The organism is Paraperibacillus esterisolvens, assembly GCF_046237625.1.
Lineage (GTDB): Bacteria > Bacillota > Bacilli > Bacillales > DSM-1321 > Paraperibacillus > Paraperibacillus esterisolvens.
Map to the genome: position 1 here is coordinate 3,699,312 of NZ_CP143545.1, position 23,936 is coordinate 3,723,247.

General features: G+C 47.0%; 22 protein-coding genes and 1 riboswitch. Of the genes, 7 read left to right on the plus strand and 15 right to left on the minus strand.

The annotated features are described in order from the left end of the window. Positions 1 to 53: 53 nt before the first annotated feature. From V1501_RS18690 to V1501_RS18720, 7 genes are all read right to left on the minus strand, one after another. A complete protein-coding gene (locus V1501_RS18690; RefSeq protein WP_409290381.1) occupies positions 54 to 452 on the minus strand; it encodes a hypothetical protein in 399 nt (132 codons plus the stop codon). A 120-nt stretch (positions 453 to 572) separates the two neighbouring features. Continuing rightward, positions 573 to 2,201 carry a M4 family metallopeptidase gene (locus V1501_RS18695; RefSeq protein WP_409290382.1) on the minus strand — a complete coding sequence of 543 codons (1,629 nt, stop codon included), beginning with the start codon at positions 2,199 to 2,201 and terminating at the stop codon, positions 573 to 575. 602 nt (positions 2,202 to 2,803) lie between these two features. Further along, positions 2,804 to 3,880: a nitric oxide synthase oxygenase gene (locus V1501_RS18700; RefSeq protein ID WP_409290383.1), complete on the minus strand. Its 1,077-nt coding sequence runs from the start codon at positions 3,878 to 3,880 to the stop codon at positions 2,804 to 2,806. 239 nt (positions 3,881 to 4,119) lie between these two features. Beyond that, positions 4,120 to 4,842: a (2Fe-2S)-binding protein gene (locus V1501_RS18705; RefSeq protein WP_409290384.1), complete on the minus strand. Its 723-nt coding sequence runs from the start codon at positions 4,840 to 4,842 to the stop codon at positions 4,120 to 4,122. 12 nt (positions 4,843 to 4,854) lie between these two features. Then, positions 4,855 to 5,640, minus strand: a complete 786-nt coding sequence (locus V1501_RS18710; protein WP_409290385.1) for an ABC transporter ATP-binding protein — start codon at positions 5,638 to 5,640, stop codon at positions 4,855 to 4,857. A 12-nt stretch (positions 5,641 to 5,652) separates the two neighbouring features. Then, positions 5,653 to 6,666 carry a FecCD family ABC transporter permease gene (locus V1501_RS18715; protein ID WP_409290386.1) on the minus strand — a complete coding sequence of 338 codons (1,014 nt, stop codon included), beginning with the start codon at positions 6,664 to 6,666 and terminating at the stop codon, positions 5,653 to 5,655. After that, positions 6,663 to 7,697, minus strand: coding sequence for a FecCD family ABC transporter permease (locus V1501_RS18720; protein WP_409290387.1), 1,035 nt, complete (start codon positions 7,695 to 7,697; stop codon positions 6,663 to 6,665). The genes V1501_RS18715 and V1501_RS18720 overlap by 4 nt, the downstream gene beginning before the upstream one ends. Before the next feature lie 193 nt (positions 7,698 to 7,890). Here V1501_RS18720 and V1501_RS18725 point away from each other — a divergent pair, with 193 nt between their 5' ends. Beyond that, the gene (locus V1501_RS18725) at positions 7,891 to 8,832 is read left to right on the plus strand and encodes an ABC transporter substrate-binding protein (protein ID WP_409290388.1); all 942 of its coding nucleotides are present in this window, start codon (positions 7,891 to 7,893) and stop codon (positions 8,830 to 8,832) included. A 126-nt stretch (positions 8,833 to 8,958) separates the two neighbouring features. Here V1501_RS18725 and V1501_RS18730 read toward each other — a convergent pair whose 3' ends face one another. From V1501_RS18730 to V1501_RS18760, 7 genes are all read right to left on the minus strand, one after another. Then, complete coding sequence (locus tag V1501_RS18730; protein ID WP_409293456.1) at positions 8,959 to 11,322, minus strand: EAL domain-containing protein; 2,364 nt, start codon at positions 11,320 to 11,322, stop codon at positions 8,959 to 8,961. A gap of 114 nt (positions 11,323 to 11,436) precedes the next feature. Then, on the minus strand, positions 11,437 to 11,787 hold the full coding sequence (locus V1501_RS18735) for a cupin (protein ID WP_409290389.1): 351 nt from the start codon (positions 11,785 to 11,787) through the stop codon (positions 11,437 to 11,439). Positions 11,788 to 12,125: 338 nt separating this feature from the next. Then, positions 12,126 to 12,782 (minus strand): potassium channel family protein, encoded by a 657-nt coding sequence (locus V1501_RS18740; protein WP_409290390.1) that lies wholly within the window; start codon positions 12,780 to 12,782, stop codon positions 12,126 to 12,128. Positions 12,783 to 12,806: 24 nt separating this feature from the next. After that, positions 12,807 to 14,153, minus strand: coding sequence for a TrkH family potassium uptake protein (locus V1501_RS18745; RefSeq protein WP_409290391.1), 1,347 nt, complete (start codon positions 14,151 to 14,153; stop codon positions 12,807 to 12,809). Positions 14,154 to 14,347: 194 nt separating this feature from the next. Beyond that, on the minus strand, positions 14,348 to 15,406 hold the full coding sequence (ssuD, locus tag V1501_RS18750; protein WP_409290392.1) for an FMNH2-dependent alkanesulfonate monooxygenase: 1,059 nt from the start codon (positions 15,404 to 15,406) through the stop codon (positions 14,348 to 14,350). A gap of 202 nt (positions 15,407 to 15,608) precedes the next feature. After that, positions 15,609 to 15,962: an antibiotic biosynthesis monooxygenase family protein gene (locus tag V1501_RS18755; protein ID WP_409290393.1), complete on the minus strand. Its 354-nt coding sequence runs from the start codon at positions 15,960 to 15,962 to the stop codon at positions 15,609 to 15,611. Between the two features lie 31 nt (positions 15,963 to 15,993). After that, positions 15,994 to 16,524 (minus strand): GNAT family N-acetyltransferase, encoded by a 531-nt coding sequence (locus tag V1501_RS18760; RefSeq protein ID WP_409290394.1) that lies wholly within the window; start codon positions 16,522 to 16,524, stop codon positions 15,994 to 15,996. A gap of 179 nt (positions 16,525 to 16,703) precedes the next feature. On the opposite strand from V1501_RS18760, the gene V1501_RS18765 reads away from it, so the two are divergent. Both V1501_RS18765 and V1501_RS18770 read left to right on the plus strand, forming a co-directional pair. Next, on the plus strand, positions 16,704 to 17,360 hold the full coding sequence (locus tag V1501_RS18765; protein WP_409290395.1) for a TetR/AcrR family transcriptional regulator: 657 nt from the start codon (positions 16,704 to 16,706) through the stop codon (positions 17,358 to 17,360). Then, positions 17,320 to 18,060, plus strand: coding sequence for a PAS domain-containing protein (locus tag V1501_RS18770; RefSeq protein ID WP_409290396.1), 741 nt, complete (start codon positions 17,320 to 17,322; stop codon positions 18,058 to 18,060). Before V1501_RS18765 ends, V1501_RS18770 begins: the two co-directional genes overlap by 41 nt. A gap of 477 nt (positions 18,061 to 18,537) precedes the next feature. Here V1501_RS18770 and thiW read toward each other — a convergent pair whose 3' ends face one another. Next, complete coding sequence (gene thiW / locus V1501_RS18775) at positions 18,538 to 19,008, minus strand: energy coupling factor transporter S component ThiW (RefSeq protein WP_409290397.1); 471 nt, start codon at positions 19,006 to 19,008, stop codon at positions 18,538 to 18,540. 153 nt (positions 19,009 to 19,161) lie between these two features. Then, a riboswitch (TPP riboswitch) is annotated at positions 19,162 to 19,271 on the minus strand. 158 nt (positions 19,272 to 19,429) lie between these two features. On the opposite strand from thiW, the gene V1501_RS18780 reads away from it, so the two are divergent. From V1501_RS18780 to V1501_RS18795, 4 genes are all read left to right on the plus strand, one after another. Then, positions 19,430 to 20,266 (plus strand): zinc-binding alcohol dehydrogenase family protein, encoded by an 837-nt coding sequence (locus V1501_RS18780; protein ID WP_409290398.1) that lies wholly within the window; start codon positions 19,430 to 19,432, stop codon positions 20,264 to 20,266. Then, positions 20,242 to 20,394, plus strand: a complete 153-nt coding sequence (locus V1501_RS18785) for a zinc-binding dehydrogenase (RefSeq protein WP_409290399.1) — start codon at positions 20,242 to 20,244, stop codon at positions 20,392 to 20,394. Before V1501_RS18780 ends, V1501_RS18785 begins: the two co-directional genes overlap by 25 nt. Positions 20,395 to 20,545: 151 nt before the next feature. Then, the gene (locus tag V1501_RS18790) at positions 20,546 to 22,126 is read left to right on the plus strand and encodes a phospholipase D-like domain-containing protein (protein ID WP_409290400.1); all 1,581 of its coding nucleotides are present in this window, start codon (positions 20,546 to 20,548) and stop codon (positions 22,124 to 22,126) included. A gap of 270 nt (positions 22,127 to 22,396) precedes the next feature. Then, entirely contained in the window at positions 22,397 to 23,593 is a 1,197-nt protein-coding gene (locus V1501_RS18795) for an NAD(P)/FAD-dependent oxidoreductase (RefSeq protein WP_409290401.1), read from the plus strand. The last annotated feature ends 343 nt before the right edge of the window (positions 23,594 to 23,936 follow it).

Sequence of the window (23,936 nt, forward strand, 5' to 3'; positions counted from 1 at the left end):
CCCTTCCTTACCCGAAAATCACCAAACAGAACCAGGAAAAATAATGTGTTAAACTAAATAACTTCCTCCAGCTGTTCTTCGATGTAATCCTCCAGTTCCTCCCGGATCTCCTCCAGCGTTTCACCGGCCAGCTCCCCCCATACTCTGCTGCCGGGTACATTCCTCGACACCGGCAGTGCAAGCCAGGTACGCTGGCAATGCCATACCGTAATAGAATGATAGTCAATCAGCTCATCATCCTCAGAAATTTCCAGAACCAGGGCGGATTCATACTCAGGAACAAAGCAATCGTCTCCCTTCCTGAACAATTCCGCTGCAAAATACAGCCCCTTCTCACTAAAAGCTGGCTTGTAATACTGGTTTAATTCCTGGATGAGCTGTGATGCGCCTTCTTCCTTCCGGTTAATTGAATTCCTTAAGTCCTCTGAAAAAAACGGCTCCTGATACTTCATGATTCCTCCCTGAACACAAGTGACTTACCAAATCATTTCTATACCTCTGCCCTTTTTCCTTTTCAACAAAAAAAGAACATCGATAGCAGCTATCGATGTTCCTGTTGTGGAAATAAGAGATTAGTTTACTCCTACTGCATTGAATGCGTTGTTGACTGCAGTGCGTTCAGAGCTTGCAGAGCCATACAGGTCAGCCGCGGATTGAAGAAGTGCCGCTTTTGCCTGTGAGAACGTCGCGCTTGAAGTCAGATAGATCGTATTGGCGCGGTAGAAAATTGCTCCAAGCTTGTCCACTCCAATACCCTGGACTGTCACGCCGTAGTGAGTTCCGCCGGCTGCGATCAGGTAGGCAGCCTTATTGATGATACCGCTGTTCGTATGGACTCCGCCGTTATCCTGAGTGCCGGTATAACGCTTAGAGTAGTGATCCGGATCGCCATAGGCTGCCGGGTTGGACATGGAGCGCAGGGCATCGCCTGATACTCCTGGAGTATAAATGTCCTCACCAATGTTATAGTCGAATTTTGATGCCTGGTATTTGTACTCAACCACTGTTCCGAATACATCGGAGATTGCTTCGTTCAAAGCGCCTGACTCATTTCGGTATACAAGATTTGATTCCGTGGATGTCACGGCATGCGTCAATTCGTGGGCTACCACATCAAGTCCCCCTGACAGCGGGATGAAGGTCGTACCATCGCCATCTCCGTATACCATCTGAGTGCCGTCCCAGAATGCATTATTATATTTGTTTCCGTAATGGACACTCGATTTCAAGGCAGCACCTGCTCCGTTATAGGAATTGCGGCCGAACGTGTTTTTATAATAATCATAGGTTTTGCCTGCATAGTAATGCGCGTCGACAGCAGGCGCATCATAGGCTGCATTGAACACATTGTCCGCATCTGACCAAAGTGTTCCCGGAAGAGCTGAACCGCCGTTTGCGTTATATGTGAAGATTCCATTGCCGCGCGTGTTATCCTGAAGATAATAGCGGCCTCCTGAAAGGGTCGTGTTCAAGGAAACGGAATTCTTCGTCACGCCGGTTCCAGAACCAACAGCGTTCGTCCCGGTTACTTCATGGATGGTATTATATTTAGTGAGGATGTTCCCCTTATCAGCAGATACAAAGTAGAAGTAGTTGCCAGGCTCAGGGCTCAGGAAGCTCATTTCCACTTTGTAAGCATATTCGGCTCCGCCCTTATCATCGGTAAATACAACAAGGTCTGATTTAGGAGAACGCTCGTAGGAAGGAGCATAGCCCAGGTCTGCTTCAGCAATCTTGACTGCTTCTTTTGCTTTAATGCCGTTTTTCACCTTCCCGGCCAGCTTCTCATCAAGGTCTGCAGCCACTGTTCCGGAGAGGACAGTCAAAACTCCTTCTTCATTTATCACAGCCGCCTGCGTGGAGCCGAATACTGGTACCCCGCCAAATGTCTGCTGTAATTTCACCACGGTATTGCCAAGCTCGTCCTTGCTCTTTTTATTAATAATGAATGAGTCCTTTGCCGCTTTCTTGCCAAGTTTATAAGATTGCTTGTTTTGATCAAGATAATTGAAGACAATCTCCTCGGCACCCAGCCTGGAAGCCTTGGTCAGGTTTCCGGAACGGAACTCAAGAGAATCCTTTTCCTTATTGAACTTTTCTTGGCTCAAGACGTTCTTTGCAGCAAAAGCATCCCCCTGGGGCAATACGGAAACCATCAGACCTAAAGACAAGACAGTACCTGCTAAGAATTTCTTTTTCAAATTCAATACAACTCCTTCTCCATGATCATCTTTTTTTAATCGTCACGCGGTCACCCAACATCCTGCCGGCGTAACCTTGCCGCCCAGCAGGCAACTGCAACTAATCTGCGAAACTGCTAAATCACTGCGCCTCTAGCTTATATGTACTCCTCCTTTTATTTGAGTAAACTAATTAAATCATAGAATGACAGACAGTGGTGTTGGGAAAAAAACCACCCACGCTGATAGGTTTGGTAACCATAGAAAGGACCTGTTTAATAGAAAAAATGAGAGTCCGGCAGATAAAAAGAGTCTGTAAACCGAACACACATTTGGGAAAAATTTGACAAAGTTGTGAAAATTTCATGAAAAAAGTCTGTTTTTTTTGAAAATTTCATTGCATTTAGGCTGAGGATGAGTAATTTTTTTATATTTTTGAGTGAGTCACGGGGATTGCATTGAGGGAGAAGTGTTCGTTATAGCGCAAAAACTTAAAAGACTTTTACGACCAGACAAGAGCCGGAACAACTAAATAAGGAGCGGGGCAATCGCAGGCATGTAAGCGGAGCTGCGCCCCTTTACGCTCAAAAAAAACACCAGCATATTCCGGCTGATGTTATCTTTCAGTATGGATTTTTCTGATAAAAATAGTTTGGTTTTTTTACTTCATTCTTGTAAGGTTTATGAAATATATGGGTAGCTGCCGGGGAAACCGGAGGAATGAGCCAGGACCAATTCCCTGTTAAGTGTCTGCCCTTATCCTTTTCCTTCTCCTCAAACAGCTTGAACTGCTGGGCAGCTGTGTGATGGTCGACGATGGTGACTCCTGCTTCTTTGTAGGAATGAAGCACAGCGGCGTTCAGTTCGATCAGGGCGCGGTCCTTCCAAAGGGAAGCATTTCTTCTGGTGTCGAGCCCCATCCGCCCGGCAATGCGGGGAAGTGCATGATACCTCGTTTCATCAGCCAGATTTCTTGCCCCGATTTCTGTCCCCATGTACCAGCCGTTAAACGGAGCCGCCCTATATTCAATTCCGCCGATTTCAAGCTTCATATTGGAAATGATGGGAAGGGCATACCACTTCAGCCCAAGGTCTCCAAACCAATCGAATTTCGGATGCCGCAGCGGAACCTCAAGCACGAGCTTACGGGGTATATCAAATAAGCGGGGTGTTCTCCCGTTTACCTGAATAACCAGAGGCAATACATCAAAATGTGTATAATCACCTTCCCAGCCAAGGCTCCTGCAGATCTTGGTGAACTCGATGGAATCCGGATCTCCTAATGTTCCATGCTCCGTTTCGTATCCTGCATAACGTATCAGCTGTTGATTCCAAATCCTTATGTCAACTCCGCTCCCGCTTGCAGGGAAAATCGTAATCAACGGCCTGATTTTCCCTTTGTTGGCGGCAATCTCAATATGGTCAAACAGGGCGTCCCGGACGGCCTCTTCCGTATGGAGATGCCGCATGTCCCGCACCTGCAGGCTTTCCCAGAACAGGCGGCCGATGCATTTGTTGCTGTTCCGCCAGGCCATCCTCGCCCCGTATTCCAGTTCCTCAAACGAATGCTGATAAAATCCATCTATATGTATGCTTTTTGCTATTTTGGCGAGCCTTGCTTCCATCTGCCCGCTTTTATCCAGCTCCTGACAGTAAGTTCGAATGAACTCCTCTGCCTCTCTGAGCATTTCTTTCTTCAAGCTAAATCCCCCTCTTAGACTGCCTGATGCCATCATACCATAAGGGCTAAATCTGAATATTGCTGCCAATAGTCAATCAGTCTGTCATTCGAAACTTTTCTTAAATTCACGATTTGATCAAATTCTTCAATCCGGGATGAGCTCACATTCATAAATCCTTTTAACTCAGATACTGATTAGGATATCCGGGAGAATCAGTGCCATGAAAAAAAACACCCGCCACATTTAAGCGGGTGGTTTCATTCATTTTCTGTGAGGCAAAGTTCATGGGAAAGCTTAGGACAGTATGAACATTTTTCATTCCCGGGCACCAGATAAAATAAGCAGCAGGTAACGCGTGCGTACTGTTCCACGCTCTTTTCAGGAGTCATGCCGTTTAAAAATTTTTGGAAAGGCGACCGGCGCTGAGTGCCCCGCCAGATTTCATCTTCAAGCAGGAGCTTCAGATCAATTTTGGCGCGGCCGGCCTCTTCACCCTTCTCCTTAAATAACCCGGTATACATCCACAGTAAATAGCCCCATACATTTTCCCACAGCACAACCTGAGAGGATCTGGTTGCAGCAGCCACAGAGCGGATCAGCTCCCCGCAGTCTGTACAGACAATATCGCACAGGGTCTCTGCCGCTTGTTCTTCCGTTACAGGGACCCATTCTCCAGCACCCAGCACCCATTGCGGCGACCAGCGGCCATATGCTTCATGATCCCGTACCCCGATCCGGCTGCTTTCACCCTTCCAGGCCAGTCTGTGCCTGCTCAGCATATATAAGCGGGCAACAAAGATGAAGGCGGCATTCCGCATCAATACAGACCCCATGGCATGAGGCATCTCCGCCTTTGTCCTAGCCTGGGCGAGCTCCAGTAAGGGTGCCGGATCATCAGGGCTCACAGTAAAATCTGCTCTTTTCTCATGACATATGTTAAAACGTTCAAGCTCCTGCCAGATCGCTTCCTGTTGCAGCATGGCCATTCTCCTTTACCTTATCAAGTCGTAGGAAATCATGGCCGGCTTTCCTGTCCGGGGATCTGCCACAATTTCCGCTTCTATATTAAAAACCTCCTGCAGCATGTCTGGAGTCATGACCTCGGCAGGCGTCCCCTGCCGGACAATCCTGCCGGACTTGATAGCCACGAGCTCGTGGGCAAAACGGGCAGCCTGATTCAGATCATGCAGCACCATAACAATCGTCCGCCCATTATCATGATTTAACTTCTGCAGGAGCTGCAGCACTTCAAGCTGATGGGAGAGATCGAGATAGGTGGTAGGTTCATCAAGCATAAGCAGGTCTGTTTCCTGTGCAATGGCCATGGCAATCCATGCACGCTGCCGCTGTCCGCCGGAAAGCGTGTCCACTGCCTGATCCTTCAGATCTTTAAGTCCTGTCACTTCAAGCGACCATTCGATCATAGACAGATCACGGGCACTTAGCCTTGAGAACCCGGTCTGGTGAGGAGTGCGCCCATAGGAAATCAGTTCATGCACGCTCAGTCCTTCAGGAGACTGGGGAGACTGAGGCAGGATGGCCAGCTTTTTGGCTACTCCCTTTGCAGGCTCCTTGTGGATCAGCTTTCCGTCCAGGTACACAGCTCCCGACGCGGCAGGGTGAAGCCTTGCCATGGTTTTTAAAATCGTCGACTTCCCGCAGCCGTTTGGGCCGATGATGGCCGTTATCTTTCCCGGCTTGAATTCAAGATTTAAATTCTCTACTATGGTCCGTTCTTCGTAGGCGATGTTCAATTTATCAGCTGAAAGGATTGTCATCCTAACTCCTCCTTACTTGCCCCGCATTAAAAGGACCAGGAAATATGGAACACTTATCAGGGCCACAACAAGCCCGGCGGGTATTTCTGTCGGCGCCAGCACATTTTTCCCGATCACATCGGCTGCCGTGAGCAGGATGGCACCGATCATGGACGCAGCCGGGATGAGGAGCTGATGCCTTGGGCCGACAAGCCTCCGTCCGATATGGGGTGCGATCAAGCCGAGAAAGGCAATTCCCCCCCCTGCTGCCACACCGAGACCGGCTAGTGCAGCGGCAAGCACCAGCAGCAGGACCCTTTCCCGGAGTTCCCCAAGGCCGAGGGCACGCGGCATGCCGCTGCCGAGCTGCATGATATTAAGGGCATGAGCCTTATAAAAGGCACAGATCCAGAGAATAATGAACCAGGGCAGCAGAGCCCACACATACGGCCACTGCGATGCCCAGAGATCTCCGGCCAGCCAGACCATGGCCTTGATAAAATCATTTGGCGAAAGCCTCAGCTGCATGGCAATGATGACAGCACTGAGGCCGGCATTGATACCGATCCCGACCAGGATCAGCCTGATGGAATCGAGGCCTTTTTTCCATGACAGAAGCAGGATGGCAGCTCCTGCAAGCAAAGCCCCCAGAAAGGCGGCTGCCGGCAGGATGAAGGTTCCTGCGAGACTAAGCCCGCCGACCGCTGTCTGAAAGAAGGATATATAAATAACGACCGCGAGCCCGGAACCTGCATTGATGCCGAGAATCCCCGGATCAGCCAGTTCATTCCGGGTGATGCTCTGAAGAATGGTCCCGGAAACAGCCATGCCGGCTCCCACCATGATGGCAAGCACTATCGCAGGCATGCGGAATTGAAATAGAATAAGTTCCTGCTTAGGTGTCCCGCTGCCTGTCAGTGCCGCAAAGACTTCCTTGGGCGATATGGACGCTGCCCCCAGGCTTAGGGATACAAGACAGGCGATGATAAGGATGCTGCAAAGCAGGGCCATAATCTGAATAAAACGAGCTTTCTGCTTCTTATTCATAATCTGCCCCTTCCGCTTCTGACCAAATATAAGAAAAACGGAACACCAATAACAGCCGTTATGACACCGATCGGCGTTTCATACGGCGGGTTGATCATCCTGGCGCCCAAATCAGCCGCAGCCAGGAGAAGGCTTCCTGATACCGCCGATAACCCAAGGCTCAAACGGTAGTCCGGACCTGCCAGCATCCGGCTGATATGCGGGATGATCAGCCCGGCAAAGGAAATCGTTCCCGCAGCGGCCACAGAGCTGCCGGTCATAAGCAGCACGGCCAGTATCCCGAGTCCGTTCACCACCCGCAGGTTAATTCCGAGCCCCTTTGTCACCTCGTCCCCTAAATTCAATAGAGTCAGGGGCCGGGCAAGAAAGACGATGAGTGGAAGCGCGGCTGCACCGGCAAGCGCCAGAATCTTCACTTCCTGCCAGTCCGCCGTGTCCAGACTGCCCGCATACCAGAAGCTGAGCTGCTTGGCAGAGCCAAAATGGAGGGCAATGATGGAAGTCAGGGAGGCGAGGAACATCCCGATTGCCATCCCGGCAAGCGCAAGCTTCACAGGCGCCGCCCCTCCCCTTGACATGGAGGCCAGGGAAAATACGAGAATGACGCTTAAACCGGCACCGATCATAGCGGGGACGACGGATGCCGCAGCTGAAAGACTGGGCGCCGCTGCAAGCGCCACCACCATGGCAAAGGCAGCACCCTGGGAAACTCCGATCAAGGACGGTTCAGCCAGCGGGTTCCGGGTCAATGCCTGCATGACGGCTCCCGAAATGGCCAGGTATGCCCCGATCATGGCCGCCGCGAGAATTCTCGGCAGCCTTATATCATGGATGATCTGGTGATCCTTCAAACCAGGATCAAAATGAAACAGTGCATTCATCACATCTGTTATTGAGATGTGAGCAATTCCATATATAAGTGAAAGAAACAGCACACCAATCAGGAGGAAGAGGGAGCACATCGTCAGCCAGGCTGCCCGGACTGCCCGTCCAGCCGGCTTCTTTGTATTTTCAACGGATTCTCTCCTCAAAGGCTTTTCCTTCTTTCTATCTGTTTAAAGTATTGAGAACGCTTATCGCTCTAGTAAGTATAAAATTTAGCACTCCCGCTTTCAATATATTTGTAGAAAATAGCAGGTTTTAACACATTCTGTTCACAATTCTTGACTTTTCTCATGAGAATGATTATCATTTGCATATGAACGTATTTAGGAGGAACGATACATGAACGGACAAAAAAAATATATAAGCTTCCTTGCGGCCCTGCTCTGTTCCATTTTGGTCCTATCAGCATGCGGCAAAAACGAAAGCAGCGGCGCTGATAAAAAATCTAAGGAGACCACTCTTACAGATGCCATGGGTAAAGTCACCATACCGGCTGAACCAAAGCGGATCCTTGCTCCATACATGGAGGATTCCCTCGCTGCACTCGGAGTGAAGCCGGCGGCACAATGGTCCATCGGGGATACGGTCCTGGATTATCTGCAGCCACAGCTGAAAGATGTCCCTAAAATCGGCTGGGATATGCCGCTTGAGCAGGCAATCGAAGCCGATCCTGATTTAATTGTATTCAGCTCCAAGGGCGCAATTCAGAACGGTCAGTATGAAGAATATAAAAAGATTGCCCCGGTTTATGTGTATAAAGATGAAGACAGTGCAGACTGGAAAAAGCAGCTGAAAATCATGGGGAAAATCACCGGCAAAGAAAAAGATGCCGAAAAGAAAATTGGCGATTATGAAAAGAATGCCGAAAAAGCGTCCAAAGATATTAAATCTTCCATCGGTGATGAAACAGCAGCTATTATCTGGTCAGCCGGCGGCAAGTATTATTTATTTGAAAATAATCGATTTGCAGGAAACGTGCTGTACGGCGATTTAGGAGTCTCTCAGCCTGCCATGGTTAAAAAGCTTCCCAAAGCAGAAGCTGCCTGGCAGCCAGTCTCCCTGGAATCCTTATCCAGCCTCGATGCCGACCACCTCTTCCTGGTCAGCCTTCCAAACGAAGCCGGAACTGCTAAATTAAAGGAAAGCTCCGTTTTCAAAAGCATGCCTGCAGCCAAAACTGGCAGCGTCTATGAATTGGACGATCCAAGCTACTGGAACATAAATGGCCTGATCGCCTATGAAAAAGCCATGGAAGCAATTAAGAAGTCATTAGTTAAATAATAGGAAGAGGATGTCCCCACGATTTGTTGCGACATCCTCTTTTTTGTCAGCAAAAATAGGCAAAACCCGGGAATAACCGACCTTATCCCCGGGTTTGCTTTTGATACTTATGAGACGTCTCTTTCTTTACACCTTCGCACTTGCCGGATCCATATGCTCCTCTTCAAACTGGATGACAGGGACCGGCGGTGAATAATAATACCCCTGCGCTTCCTCACAGCCGAGCAGCCGCAGGAGTTCTACCTGGTCATTGGTCTCCACTCCTTCTGCAATGACCTTCAGATTCAGGCTCTTTGCGAGGAAGATTATGGCCGTGACCACTTCTTTACTGTTCTGGATGTTGTTGATAAACGAACGGTCAATCTTCAGGATATCTACATGAAGCTTATCAAGATAGCTGAGGGAGCTGTAGCCTGTACCAAAGTCATCGATGCTGATGACCAGTCCGTATTCCCGCAGCCTTTGGAGGGTGCAGTTCACTTCCTCCTCATTCTCCATCACAATCCGCTCCGTTATTTCCAGTTCAATCAGGCTGCCTTCAAGTTCATGGCTTTCAAGAGTTTCCATAATAAAAGCAAGAAAGCCTTCCTGAAGGATGCTGATCAGCGATACGTTGATGGACACCCGCTGCATGTTCTTATCCTGACTTCTCCATTCAGCAAGCAATTTACATACCTCCGTGAATACAAACCGTTCCAGTCTGACAATCAGACCGCTCTCCTCGGCGATAGGAATGAAGACAGCAGGCGGGATAAAGCCCTTTTCCTTATGATTCCAGCGGAGCAGCACCTCGGATCCAATCATCTCACCGCTGGCTGTGTTGTATTTGGGCTGAAAGTAAAGCATCAGATCTCCGTTCTGGATAGCGCCGGCCAGATCATTTTCTATGTCCAGCTTATCAATTTGTTTATCAGCCATTTCCTTTGTATAAAGCGAATAGCCGTTAGCTCCATTTTCCTTGGAATAATACATGGCTATGTCAGCAAATTTATATAATTCGTCGATGTCCCGTGTATCCTGAGGGAAGGACGCCACACCCATGCTGGCTGTCAGCAGGACTTCGTAGCCGCCTATCACAAGCGGGGTGCGGAATGCATGGATCACGTCATCAGCCAGGGAATCCGTATATTCCGTTGTGATGATCAAATACTCATCACCGCCAAGTCTCGCCGCCGTGCCCTTGTCACCTATCACTTCCCTCAGCTTGTTGCCGACTTCGATCAGCAGCTTGTCCCCAAAGGCATGGCCAAAGGTATCATTGATCCGCTTGAAGCGGTCAAAGTCCATCAGCATGATATGGAAAGGAGTCTGTTTATCTGCTGTCTCAGACATGACCTTTTTAATCATCCTTCTGTTTGGCAGACTCGTCAGTTCATCATGGTAAGCCATGAACCTCACCTGGTTTTCCGCCCGCTTGACGTCCGTAATGTCCTTGACGATTCCGTAGGCACCGACAATATTGTTTTCTACCACCGTTTTCACTGCGGTAATTCTGACGTCCTTTTTCAGGCCGTCCCTAAGCGAAATCTGGGCATCAATATGGGTCACATTTCCTTTAGAGACATCACTCAGGTAATTCCTGATTTTCTCTCCCCTGTCACCAGGGAAGAAATCCTGGATAACCGCGCCAATCAGCTTATCTGTCTTGATTCCGGTCAGCCTCTCTGCCTCTTTGTTCACATTCAGGATCTGCCCTTTAAGGTCCACTGAAAAAACAGCGTCAGGATTATGATTGAACATCGATCTGTATGACTCAATATTTTTAACCAGGATCTTGTCGCCAAAAATATCGGGCACGAGTGTAAGCAGCACATTCGCCAGCATCACATAAATGAACGGAAACATCATTTCCGGAGAGAATGCAGATTTTTCCTCAAGCTCCAGAATGGAAACGATCACTATATAAGGAATACCCGACAAAGCAGTCCCAGCCGCCACACACCCAATATATTTCCACTTATTCAGCAGCTGGTAATTATCTTCATTCGTAAACTGATTGAGAAAACGAAAAATGGAAAAAGATGTCCCAAGGATCAGGATAAAGGCCATGAAAATGAACATGGGCTTTAAGTCCAGGGAGTCATAAAACAACACCAGGAAGCCTAATGTGTCTGCCCCCAGTATACTGATTGCAATAACCAGGCTTCCAAGAATGAAAAACCTGCCGTTGATCAGCCGGAACTGGGTCATTTTCAGCGCCACAAGGGATCCAATGAAGCAAAAGATGAAATTTGTAAAAGAATAGAGAGGAAAATTGGTGGTCGAAAAATTCAGGTCTATTGAATAAGAAATAAAAAAGTGGGTCAGCCAGAAGGTCACTGCCATCAGAAAAGCACCGCCGGCAAGAAGCTTAATGGAGGGATTCCCCTTCATCCTCCTGCTCATCTCCAGTCCCAGCACACAGCTTAATATCGAAAGGATCATCGTCATCAGCACAAACTTGTAATGAAACAATTCAAACGTGATCATAAAAACAGATAAGTCATTCATCAAGTGAAAAACACTCCTACTCCATAAAAATTCCTTATCGGATATATCGGCAGGAGATGGCCTGGTTTGAAGTGTTTGTAGGACTTTCCTCACATTTCCCTGGAGATCTTTTTGTTATAAAGGTGTCAATGCGGAAACATCGAGCTCCTCGCATTCTATTACAATGGCGGTCAGCCCGGTATCTGTTTTGGTCTCATGCCATTCGCCCGTCTCCCAGAAGGCTGCTTCGCCGCTTTGAAGCTTGAAATAGCCGCCTGCAGCGCCGCAGACCCAGCCTTCCCCGCTTACAATTAAAAGAAGCTGTGGACCGGCTGCCTGGTGATGGCCTACCAGCCCATTTGCATCTAAGTGCATGACCCCTATATGGGCGGCTTTTTCTGTCTTTGTAATGCGCGACAATACAAAATCAGAATTAAATTTGGTTATCTTCCTGCCTGTTTCTTTTTTAAATTGAAATAGTTTCATAGCATCCTCCCAACAGCGGTTTTCTTCAAGCGCACCTGTGGAGTTCACTCGTCAGCACAAGCTTTTTAACCGTCTGATTAATATTTATAGTCCAAGTCTACAGCAAACTTGAGAACGACTGCTCTGCAAAGAATATCGCGCAAAAAAGCAGGGAAACCAACGCGGGGCTTCCCCATTATCAAACCTCACCTGCCCAATATTGTTCGAGTGAATATCCTATTGCATTAATTGACATTATAGCTTTTTTAATTGCTTCTCATTCTATTCCACCGGGGCCTTTTGTCGCTTTTGCCTGTCATAGCTCTGAGTTAATTTACGCTGCCCACCCAGGGACAGCTTTATTTAGCTTTTGTAAATGATTCTAAATCATTCCGGTGGCCAATCACTACCATGATATTATCCCGGGTGATTACCTGGTCAGCAGGCGGGGATACGATAATGTCTCCATCATCTACCACCGCGATAACCGTTATATTATACTCTGCCCGAATATCCAGTTCCCCAAGTTTTTTTCCATCCATACTTTGCGGCACTTTTACTTCTTCAATATGATAGTCACGGGAAAGTTCAATGTAATTGATGACATTTGGCGAAAGCAGCTGATGGGCGACCCGTTCACCCATATCGCGATCCGGATAGATTACCCAGTCTGCACCCACTTTTTCCAGCACCTTACCATGATGGCGGTCCACAGCCTTGGCAATCACTTTCTTGACTCCCTGCTCTTTCAATAGAAGCACAGTCAGAACACTTGACTGCATATCGCTGCCTATCGCCACAATTCCAACATCAAAATTTCTCACTCCAATTGACTTCAATGATTCCTCTTCAGTCGTATCTGCGACAACTGCATGTGTTACTGACAGTTCTGCGTCTTCCACTCTTTCTTCATCCATATCAATCCCGAGAACTTCCTGTCCTGCTTCATATAGACGCTTGGCCACACTGAGCCCAAAACGGCCCAATCCTATGACCGCATACATTTGGTCAGCCATAAAATTCACATCCCCGCTATAGAATTAACCAATCATGATTTTTCCTTTCGGGTGCCTGAAAGCTTCTTTAGAAGACCTTCTTCTCATCGTCAGCGAAAACGCCAAAGTCAAAGGACCCAGCCGGCCGGCAAACATCGTAAAAATGATAACCGCACGGCCGTAATCCGACAGATCAGGAGTAAGCCCCATGGACAGCCCGACCGTTCCGAATGCTGACACCGCTTCAAAAAAATACATGATGAAGTTGTGGCTCTCCCCTTCGGTGATGGTAAGAACCATCGTAATCATCATTACGAGGAAAATACCCAATATTGAAACGGTCAGTGCTTTAAGTATCGTTTCAACTACAATCCTCCGCCGAAAAAGCACCACATCTTCCTTCCCTTTTATCTGTGAGGCAATAGCAGCGATGAGAACAGCCAGGGTGGTAATTTTTATGCCTCCTGCAGTGGAACCGGGGCCTGCACCTACATACATTAGAAAAATGATTAGAAAAAGAGTGGACTGAGTCAGATCACCGATCGGGAGAGTATTTGCCCCTGCCGTCCTCGGTGTGACCGACTGAAACAGCGCTCCAAGAACCTTTCCTGTATGAGAGAGCGGCTCAAGAGTCTTTGGATTTCCATATTCAAACAAAAAGATAAGAATGGCAGCGCCTAGAGTCAGAATTAAACTCGCAGACAGCACAACTTTCGAGTGCAGCGACAGACGCTTGGTTTCACGAAATTCGTATAGTTCGTTCAAGACGATGAAACCCAGCCCGCCAAGTGTGATCGCAAGGCACACGGTCAGCACGACCACTGGATCATCAACATAAGGAGTCAGGCTCCGGAATTCTCCATTCAGGTCAAATCCTGCATTATTAAAGTTTGAGATAGAATGGAAGATTCCCCAATAAACAGCTTTACCTGCCGGCATATCAAACGAAAAGCGCAGCGCCAGAATTGCAGCACAGGAAAGCTCGATGACTGCCGTGAATATCAGCACTCTTCTTACAAGCCGGACAATACCTTCAATGGAAACATTATTAAGGGCTTCCTGCAGAATCAGCCGGTCTTTTAGTGAAATTCTTTTGCCCAGGAGGAAAGCAAAAAAGGTTGCAAAGGTCATGAAGCCGAGCCCCCCGACCTGTATCAGCGAAAGGATTGTCAGCTCTCCGAAAGTTGTAAAGGTATCCGCTGTATCCACAACTACCAGCCCTGTTACACATGTAGCAGATGTGGCCGTAAATAAAGCGTCCAGGAATGGAAGACCATTTCCATCTTCTGTTGAGATTGGGAGCGAAAGAAGAATTGCTCCAGCCATAATTAAAACCGCAAACCCAAGCACCAGTATCTTTGGCGGATCAAAATAATTTCTTAAAAGTTTCATACATATCCCCTTAGCACACATTAATGGATTAATGATTATGATGGGAATTTACCCGTATCTGATTAAATATATCCATAATGTGGCCAGGAAGATTTTTTGGCGGCGTTTCCTTTATGTATGCCTGCCTGCAGCATTAAGGTTCATGTCAGAGAAAATAACAAAAATCCCGCTGTTATGACAGCGGGATTTTTGTTTTATTTACGTTCGTCCAGCGGCAGGTGCGGGAAGACAAGCTCTGCGACTCTATATGCTTCCTCCAGGTGAGGGTAGCCGGAGAGAATGAAGGAATCTATGCCGATTTCCTGGTATTCTTTCAGGCGCTGTGCAACGGTGATCGGATCTCCGACAATGGCTGTGCCGGCACCTTCACGAACGAGGCCAAGGCCTGCCCAGAGGTTCGGGCTGACTTCCAGATTATCACGGCTGCCTCCATGGAGGGCGGCCATCCTTTTCTGGCCTTCTGATTCATGTCTGCTCTGCAGGCTTTGAGCCGCTTTGATCGCTTCATCATCCACATGGGAAATAAGATCCTCAGCGGCAGCCCAGGCTTCTTCTTCTGTTTCGCGTACAATGATATTAAGGCGGATTCCAAACTTCACTTTTCTGCCTTCTTTTTCGGCAAGAGCCCTTACCTTATCAATCTTTTCCTTTACAAGATGCGGCGGCTCTCCCCAGGTGAGGTATACATCCGAATGACGCGCACCGATTTGCTGGGCGATTTCGGAAGATCCGCCGAAATAGATGGGCGGATAGGACTTCTGAACAGGAGGGAATTGATTTTTGGCACCCTGGATGTTCAGGTGTTTGCCTTCAAAGTTAACGGTTTCCCCGCTCATTGTACGCTTCCACACTTCAAGGAATTCATCGGTGATTTCGTAGCGTCCGGTATGATCAAGATGCACTCCGTCACCGGCATGCTCTACCGCATTGCCTGTTACGATATTGATTGCAAGCCTGCCATCTGAAAGCCGGTCAAAAGTGGAAGCCATCCTTGCTGCAAGGGTCGGAGACATGATACCAGGGCGGAGAGCAACTAAAAATTTCATATGTTTAGTTGAATTAATCAGGGACGCTGCCGTGATCCATGCATCCTCACAATTTCGGGATGTTGGGAGCAATGCACCATGATAACCAAGCGAATCCACAGCAACAGCAATCTGATTTAAATAACTACTTGTAATCTCCCTGGCGCCCTTAGAGGTGCCAAGATACCTCGAATCCCCTCCAGTAGGAAAAAACCACAACACTTCCACTTACCTTCACTCCTTTTATGTTAAAAGCCAGACGATGACCTTTTTCTTTCAAAATACTAATTAATCCTATTAATATACTATGCATTAAATCCAAAAAAAACCACATATTTGCTTAAAAACTTAATTCCTAGTAAATGTATCGATTTATTAATATTAATAAGACAAGCAGATTTTGTCAATAAAAATCGAAAAATCAATTAATTTAAAAGCCGGCATCCCCCAGCTTCTCTTGCTTCTTATTGCCGCTTTGCCTTTCCACCCTGCACACCCTGATGGTGTAAGCCTCATACCAGTCACTTTTGCCCTTTTCCTGGGCTGCCCTGTGGGCCGCATCTTCCTTCCAGTTTTTGATCGCCTCGAGCGAATCCCAATAGGAAATCGTTATTCCAAGCCCTTTATCCCTCGCTCCTTCTAACCCTAAAAATCCCTTCTGCCTCGAGGCCCACTTTTCCATTTTTTCTGCCATTGCACCATAGCCTCTATCTCCCTCTGTTCGTTTCGAGGTAAAAATGACTGCATAGTAAGGCGGCTCGGGCGTTTTCAATAATGAGTCCATCCTGTTTTCCTCCATTACATCAAAATTTTCTTCAGCCTGGCCATTCACATTCAAGCGCGCTGTAAAGCAGTGAATCACGCCATCCTTCTTTCAGCCGCAGATGCTGCTGAATTCGTCCTTCCCTCACCATGCCAAGCTTTTCAAGCACTCTTGCTGATGACACATTGTCCGGGGAGCATGTGGCACTGATCCGGTGCAGCTTCAGTTTCTCGAATCCAAATCCCATAACGAGCCGGGACGCTTCGGCAGCCACTCCTTTTCCCCAATGATCCGGATGGATAATATAGCCTATTTCCCCTTCACTGTCAGGAAAGCTCTTTATACTCAATTCCACGGCGCCGATAAGACTTGTAGTTTCTTTATGTATAATGGCAAAAACATACCGCTTCCTCGGTTGCTTCGCTGCATCCTCCAGTACCTCCCGAAGGTACTCCCTTGTATCCTGCTCTGTGTTCGGTCCCCACGGCTGGAATTGGCACACCCTCTCCTGTGAGGCGTAAGCGTGGACATGGGGCCAGTCGGTTTCCTTCATTTCACGGAGCAATAATCGTTCGCTGTGCAAAAAATTCCCCTCCTCCCTTACTCTCTCGTCTGCTCTTCTATTTCTAAATCCATATATTCTCTTCCATGTCCAAAAATCCTTTAACCAACAATTTTAAAACTTTTATATTGTCCACTTATTTATTGAAAATATGATATCATATGCTTTAACGACCGAACGGTAGGTAGGTGGGATATAAAATGAGTAAATACACTGATTTGAAAAAAACTGCCCTGGCTCTCTTTTCTGAACATGGGTATGAAGGTACTTCATTGAACATGATTGCAGAGCAAACCGGAATTAGGAAATCTTCCATTTATGCTCATTTTAATAATAAGGACGAACTGTTCATGAGCCTTATTGAAGATATTTCAAATCATTATATGGATGTTATGCTCGACCATTTTAAGATTCTGGATAAAGAAAAAAGTCTATCTGTACAGGATAAGCTGCAGATTACCTTTAATGTCTATCTTGGTTCCGTAAAGAATGATCTTGTTATCTCAAGGTTCTGGAAAAGGTCCGTGGTCTTTCCTCCTCATCACCTAAAAGACCGGATAAAGGATACCCGTAATTCTCTTGCATTGAATTCTCTTATTTCAAAGGTAAATTCTTTGTTTATAGAAGGAATCTGTATTGGGGAAGTAAAAGACCAAGCGGTGTCCGACTTAACCAGGAGCTACTTCTGTCTTTTAGAAGGGGTCATCTTCTCTCTTTTATATAATGAAGAGGTAATGGATTTCCGCCTGCCGGACTCTATGTGGAAACACTTTTGGTCAGGTATATCAGATATTGAAATGGAGAAGGAGATAAGTTATGAAAGATACAGAACGGTTAGCTTTGACCCTCTTAGATAAGATGAGCCATGCTATATTGGCAATCGATACTGAATATAATATCTCCTACGTAAATAAAGAATGTGAAGATTTACTATCTATAAAAAAGGAAGATGCGATTGGCAGGAATATTTATGAATATTGGCCCGATGCACCCGAGGATTACCGCCATGTGGAGAATACCCTAAAGCATAAAAAGGAATTCTCTCTTGATGCTGTGCCATTGGAATGGGGAAGCTACGATAAATACCTTAAAGTCCAGACTCATTTAATGAAAGAAGACAACTTAGTGACTGGTGCCTTCGTTGAATTCACAGAGGTAACACAACACATTGAAACTCATAAGAAAATGAGTTCCCGCATGCTAGAGATGGCTATAAGCCTCATACCCTTAAGTGATCACCTTGCTCTGCTTCCGCTTCAGCCTATTACAGAGGACATAGATTTTTCATATATATTGGATGATTCTCTTACCGCTGTAACGAAATTGAGACCAAAAACACTGATTGTCGATTTATCCATGATTGAAGAGACAACTCCTATGTTCTTTGATATCATAACCAAGCTGCAGGAATCAATCAGATTGATAGGGATAGAAATGCTGGTCAGCGGAATCCGGCCGTCAATGGCCAAGGATTGGGTTCATTCAGGCGTCATGTTAAAAAACAGATGCTATTCAAGCTTAAAAGCTGCTTTAAAATCCAGAATGCAGGAAGTTTAAATAAGACCAGTCCCTTTAATGGAGGGACTGGTCTTATTTTGCTTTCTCCTCTTCTTTTCTTGCGGCCAGATAAGACAGTTATTGCTATTAAAATTGATTCGCCTGCTGGAAGTCAACCCTAATCGGAACCAGCTTCTTCCCCTTGTGAGGGAAAGTTCCACCCGGAAGAAGAACCGGTAAGATTATTATGATTACACTGAAAACAGACAGTCCTGACTGGAAGGCTTCCTAAATCAGAAGATTCGTCCGCACAAAAATGGATCAGCCTTCTGAAACGGGCGAAGCTCTATCTGCAGGCCGGACTCCTTCCTTCTTCTGTTGATGCCCGGCTCCTGGCGGAAGACTATCTCCTCCTGTCCCGGAAATTATTCCAGGGAGACCGTGAGCTCGAGGAAAAGATCTGGATGCTTTAAAGTCAGATCAATAGAGATGGGCTATATTCAATTTCGGAGGAACTGCTCCGGATCCTGGAATGATTTACTTCATCGGGATTCCTCTCAACAGGGAAGATTTCTTTTTCAAGATGAGGGAAAGGACGGCCGCCCCAAAAACCGCTCCTGCCAATGAACTGAATATGAAAGCCGGGATGAAACCGAACAAAGCCGCCTTCTGGCCGAGGATAAACACCGCAATCGGATAAGCAAGAAGTGCGCCTATAATTCCGGTCCCGAACACCTCACCAAGAAACGCCATGTACAGCTTCTTCGTTTTTAGGAATAAATGCGAAGCCAGCAGTGCCCCGGCCACGCTTCCAGGGAAGGCAAATATCGAGCCTGTGCCCATTATGTTCCTTAGAAGTGAAGTGCAAAAGGCACCGGCAGCTGCATAATAGGGACCGAGCAGAACCGCCGCCATAACATTGATGAAATGCTGGACCGGAAATACCCGGGTGAAGCCAATTGGGATGGCGAATGAATGGCTGGTCAGTGTACCAATGGAGATCATCATGGCGGTCAGGGTGAGCTTGCTTGTTTTTTCATTACTTTCCCTCCTGTATACGCACCCCTTAAGGTGCTGTTCGTTTACCGCTGTTTATGGACTTTCATAGGATAAAAAAAGCCAGATCCGCATAATGGGACCTGACTTCGTTGGTCAGAAAAAAACTCCGCTAACCTACTTTCCTACGCTGGCATCATCCAGATCAGGTCCAAAGGGTTAAAAAACGCTCCGTTTTTCTCTCAGCCCGTAACAGGGCACCCCTAGTAGTTACTGCTATTAAATTACTTATATAGTAATCCATTTATTTCCACGAGTAAAGGTTCTGATAGATATATCAGCGTTTTTTATACACTTTGATAATTTTGTCTAAATTCCCGGGAGCTCCCCCTCATGCTATTCTGTTAAATATAAGGAGTTGGAGGCGAAGAGAATGAAAGCTGTTATCCAAAAAGAATTTGGCAGTGCGGATGTTCTTGCCTGCGAAGAGATTGAAATTCCTGTTATCCGCCCTAATGAAGTATTGATCAAGCTTGCTTACACCAGTGTCAATTTTGCCGATATCAAAAAACGCAGAGGAACTAAAGGAGCAGGAAGCTTTCCGATGGTGCTCGGCCTGGATGCCGCAGGCACTATTGAAAGGGCCCCAGCTGATTCTACATTCAAGCCCGGCGACCGGGTCATCGCCTTCCCAAGGAGCGGTTCGTATGCGGAATATGCGGCCGCAAACGAAAGCCTGGTCTTCAAGATTCCCGACGACCTTACACTCCTGCAGGCAGCCGCCATGCCGACAGTGGCCATCCTGGCTCATATCCTGCTCCACGAAATCGGACAGGTTGAGAAATCCCATACGATTGTTGTGCATAGTGCAGGGGGAGGTGCCGGCTCCATGCTTGTGGTGCTTGCCAGGATTGCCGGTATATCAAAGATCATTGGCACTGCCGGAAGTCTGGATAAAGAGTCCTATATTAAGAGGTTAGGTGCTCATTCGGTTTATACATACGAAACCTTTACACAGAGAGTATGGAGGGAAACAGATGGCAAGGGAGCTGATATTATTTTTGACTCAGTTGTAGGTGAAGTTACCGCCGGGAGCCTGGACTGTCTGGCTCATTATGGAACGCTCGTCCAATTTGGAAACAGCAGCGGCCAAATCGGGACGTTCAGAACAAGTGATGTACACAGCAGCTGCCGCAATATAAAGGGTTCAGCCTCGGCACAACCAGGAAGCTCCATCCTGAAAAATTGGCACCTGCAGCAGAGGCAGTAATCAAGCTGTTTGCATCTAAGCTGATTTCCCTGCCGATAGCCCGGATATTCGAGCTGCGCGAGGCCGCCGATGCTCACAGGCTGATCGAAAATCGGTCTTATACGGGAAAGGTACTATTAAAAATGTGAAAAGAAATCAGCGGCAGGCTTGAGGCTTGATACTTCCGCTGATTTCTTTTTTAGCTTCTCTTTCATATCTTCAATTTCTACCAGTTACAAAGTCAGAGAATCAGGGTATTAAGGAGGAGTACACACTACTCAGGATGGAAGAGGATGCCATATGAAGATACGATTTGAAGATTGGGACCACCCCCTGCAAACAAATTCAGTCAACTTTATAAACTACTACCTATCGAACGGACCTCTGTCAAAAGTGGCAGCCGGTTCTGAAGAAGCAGTCAGGCTGCTGGAACAACATATTCCGTTTACTGAAGCAGTAAAACACCGCCAGGCCCTCGGGGGAGTATTCACCACCCACTCCCAGCTTATCCATATGCCGGGCATGGACCAGGGACTGCTTGAACGCCTAGGTTTCCTGCTTCAGGAGCTTGATTTGAGTCTATTGGATTCACTGACCCCGAACACTACCTGGAATAATAAAGTGGATGCTTATGTGAACGGACCCGACAACCTCAGAGTCATAATTGAAGAAATTGATAAGGCGGAAAGGTATATCCATCTGTCTGTCATGCTCTTCTTTAATGACGATTCCGGCAGGGCAGTGAAGGACGCGCTGCTGAATGCACTGAATCGAGGGGTCAAAGTGCGGATCATGGTGGATTATGGCGTCACGGCAGTCGGCTATGAGAAGGACCTTGAAGTCGGCCGTTTCAATGAATTGGCAGATGAGCTGAAGGACGCGGGATGCCGGATTGTCGACACCTTCCATAACTGCTATGGCAAGGAGGAATGGCCGGAGAAAAGAGCCGAGCTTGCTGCAAAGGGAGTACCCGAGAGTACTCTGGCGGTCCAGGATTTCATCCAGGAGGAATACACATTGGATATCAATGTGATCAACCACCGCAAGTTCCTGGTCATTGATGGCATCACCACCATCATCGGGAGTCTGAATATCGGGGACCAATATATGTATAACACTCCTGTAAAAAGTAAGGATGAAGAGTGCGGGAATGGCATTCCCGGAAAGGAAGGCCAGTGGCACGATGGCTGCTTCCGCATTCAGGGAGAAGTGGCTCATCCGTTGAATCAGCTCTTCTCGCTGCAATGGACGGTGCTTGGAGGTGATGTCTTCGATCCGAACGACTCCTTTTACTATGGAGATGAGGACCGGAATTTCGGGGAAGAAGAATGTACATTAATCGCAAGTTTCCCGGGCAATCCGGTTAACCTGATTCAGCAGTATTACCTTTCTTTGATCAAGTATGCAGGTGATGAAACCATCATCGTCAATCCGTATTTAATCGATCAGGATTTTTGGGATCAGCTGAAGGAAATCACGGAAGAAGAAGCACAGCACATATCCATATGTAATCCTTTAAATGTGAATGATCATTTAACCAACCGCGCTGCGGTGAGGAGCAATATGTACAAGCCGTTCACCAAGGGAGTCTCTTTCTTCGACTATAGCAATACCGGCCGCTTTTCCCACTGGAAAATCGCCTATGATAAGCGCTCACACTGCGTATTCCATGGATCCTATAACATCAATGAGCGCAGCGCCTGCCACGACTTCGAGCTTGGCGTCCTGATAAAAGGGGAAGCATTTGCTGAAAAGATGCGGGAAATGATCGGTCATGACCTCTCCGTATCGGAAGAGATCACCGACAAGAAGGAATTCTTCAAGCACCCGCTCCTGCATCCGAGCACTTATATCAATAACATGACGAAGAGCTTCACATAAGCTCATGGATTTGGCTGTCGGCAGATGCAATCGGACAGCCAAATCCCTCCTTATGCTGCTCCCCAATTTATTACGTTTGCTTTAGAAAAGAACCCATTCCTTCATATGTCCTGCCGGCGTTTGTCAACTGCTCATCCTGCAGGTTATTTTTTCCTCACTGCTTTTAACGGATCGTAGTTTATAACCGAACGGCCTAAATATTTACGAATTTTCTATTTTGTTTATAACAATTGCTGGGGTGAAAATCCATTTTCTTTAGGAGGAAAAAAATTGAAATTGCATGCTGGAGCTTTGTTTTGGAATCATACAAAAGAGGAAATTACTATCTCCCACCCTGAAGCTGCAGATTTTTACGATGTACTCATTGTTGGAGGAGGAATGTCTGGCGCATTAAGCGCCTATACTCTGACAAAAGAGAACCTAAAGATTGCCGTAGTGGATAAAGGTACGGCAAGCGGTGGAAGCACGCTTGCCAATACAGGGCTGCTGCAGTTTTCCAATGATATCATGCTTCATAAGCTGATTGAACAGATTGGCGAAGAAAAGGCGGTCCGTTTTTATAGGCTGTGCAGTGAAGCCATCGATGGCATAGAGAAGGCGGCAGATGAATTAGAAATCAGTTGTGACTTTATACGCAGAAAAAGTTTCTACTTTGCCAGTGAAGAATCTGATGTAGAGCTTGTTCAGAAAGAATATCAGACTCTCATTAAGCATGGCTTTAAAGCGGAATATTGGGATCAGAAAAAAATTGAATCCAGGCTGCCCTTTTCAAAACCTGCTGCCCTTATCACTTTTGACGATGCCGAAGTTAACCCCTATCAATTCAGCAGGGGAATGATTCAGCATCTTGTCAAGAAAGGTGTGGACATCTTTGAGAATGTTTCTGCAGAAGAAATCATTGAGACGAAGGATGGCATTGAGTTAACGACAAGTAAGGGAATCTTTAACTCAGCCTCCCTGATTTATGCTACCGGATATCAGGCCCCTCCCTTAATAAAAAACAAAAACCGCGACCTGAACCGTTCTTACGCGATTGCAACAGAGCCTGTAAATGATCTCTCCAATTGGAGGGACAGAATGTTAATCTGGGAGACCAAGAGACCTTATCTATACTTGAGGACGACCGCTGACAGCCGTATCATTGCAGGGGGGCTGGATGAAGATAAGGCGGAAATGCCATATAACGATGATTGGATCATGGATCGGGCAAGACATCTTAAGTCAGAAATTTCCCTTCTTTTTCCGATGCTTGATATCAAGATTGATTATGCATGGGGAGCCATGTTCGGAGAATCTAACGACAATCTGCCGCTTATCGGCAGACATCCAGACAAAGAAAATATCTATTATCTGCTCGGTTACGGCGGGAACGGTACAGTTTACAGCATGCTGGGCTCCCGAATACTAAGGGACTTGATTTTAAATCGGGAAACCCTGGATGCGGATATTACAAGACTGGATAGATAAGGGCTGGCAGAGGGGAAACTATATTCATAGGTTTCTCCTCTTTTTTATAGCCAGAAAGCACTTTAGGTTACATGTAGATCCAAGCCATATTGATGAAGCTGTAATTTTGTAGCTATTTTCTGCGAGGGAAGGTTGTCCCAGCTTGTACTGTACAGAGGGATTCTACCCTCCTTCCGTATTTCCGCCGCACAACTTCCCACGTACCCCTTCCCCTGATAAGCCGGCAGGGTGCAGGCGCCCGCCTCTGCCGCCAGGTCACTCTTTCTGGCACTGACGCACAAGGATACCGCCCTTCCTCTCTCTACCGTGGCAAAGATCGGCTGTCGGAGGTGAAACTCTTCTA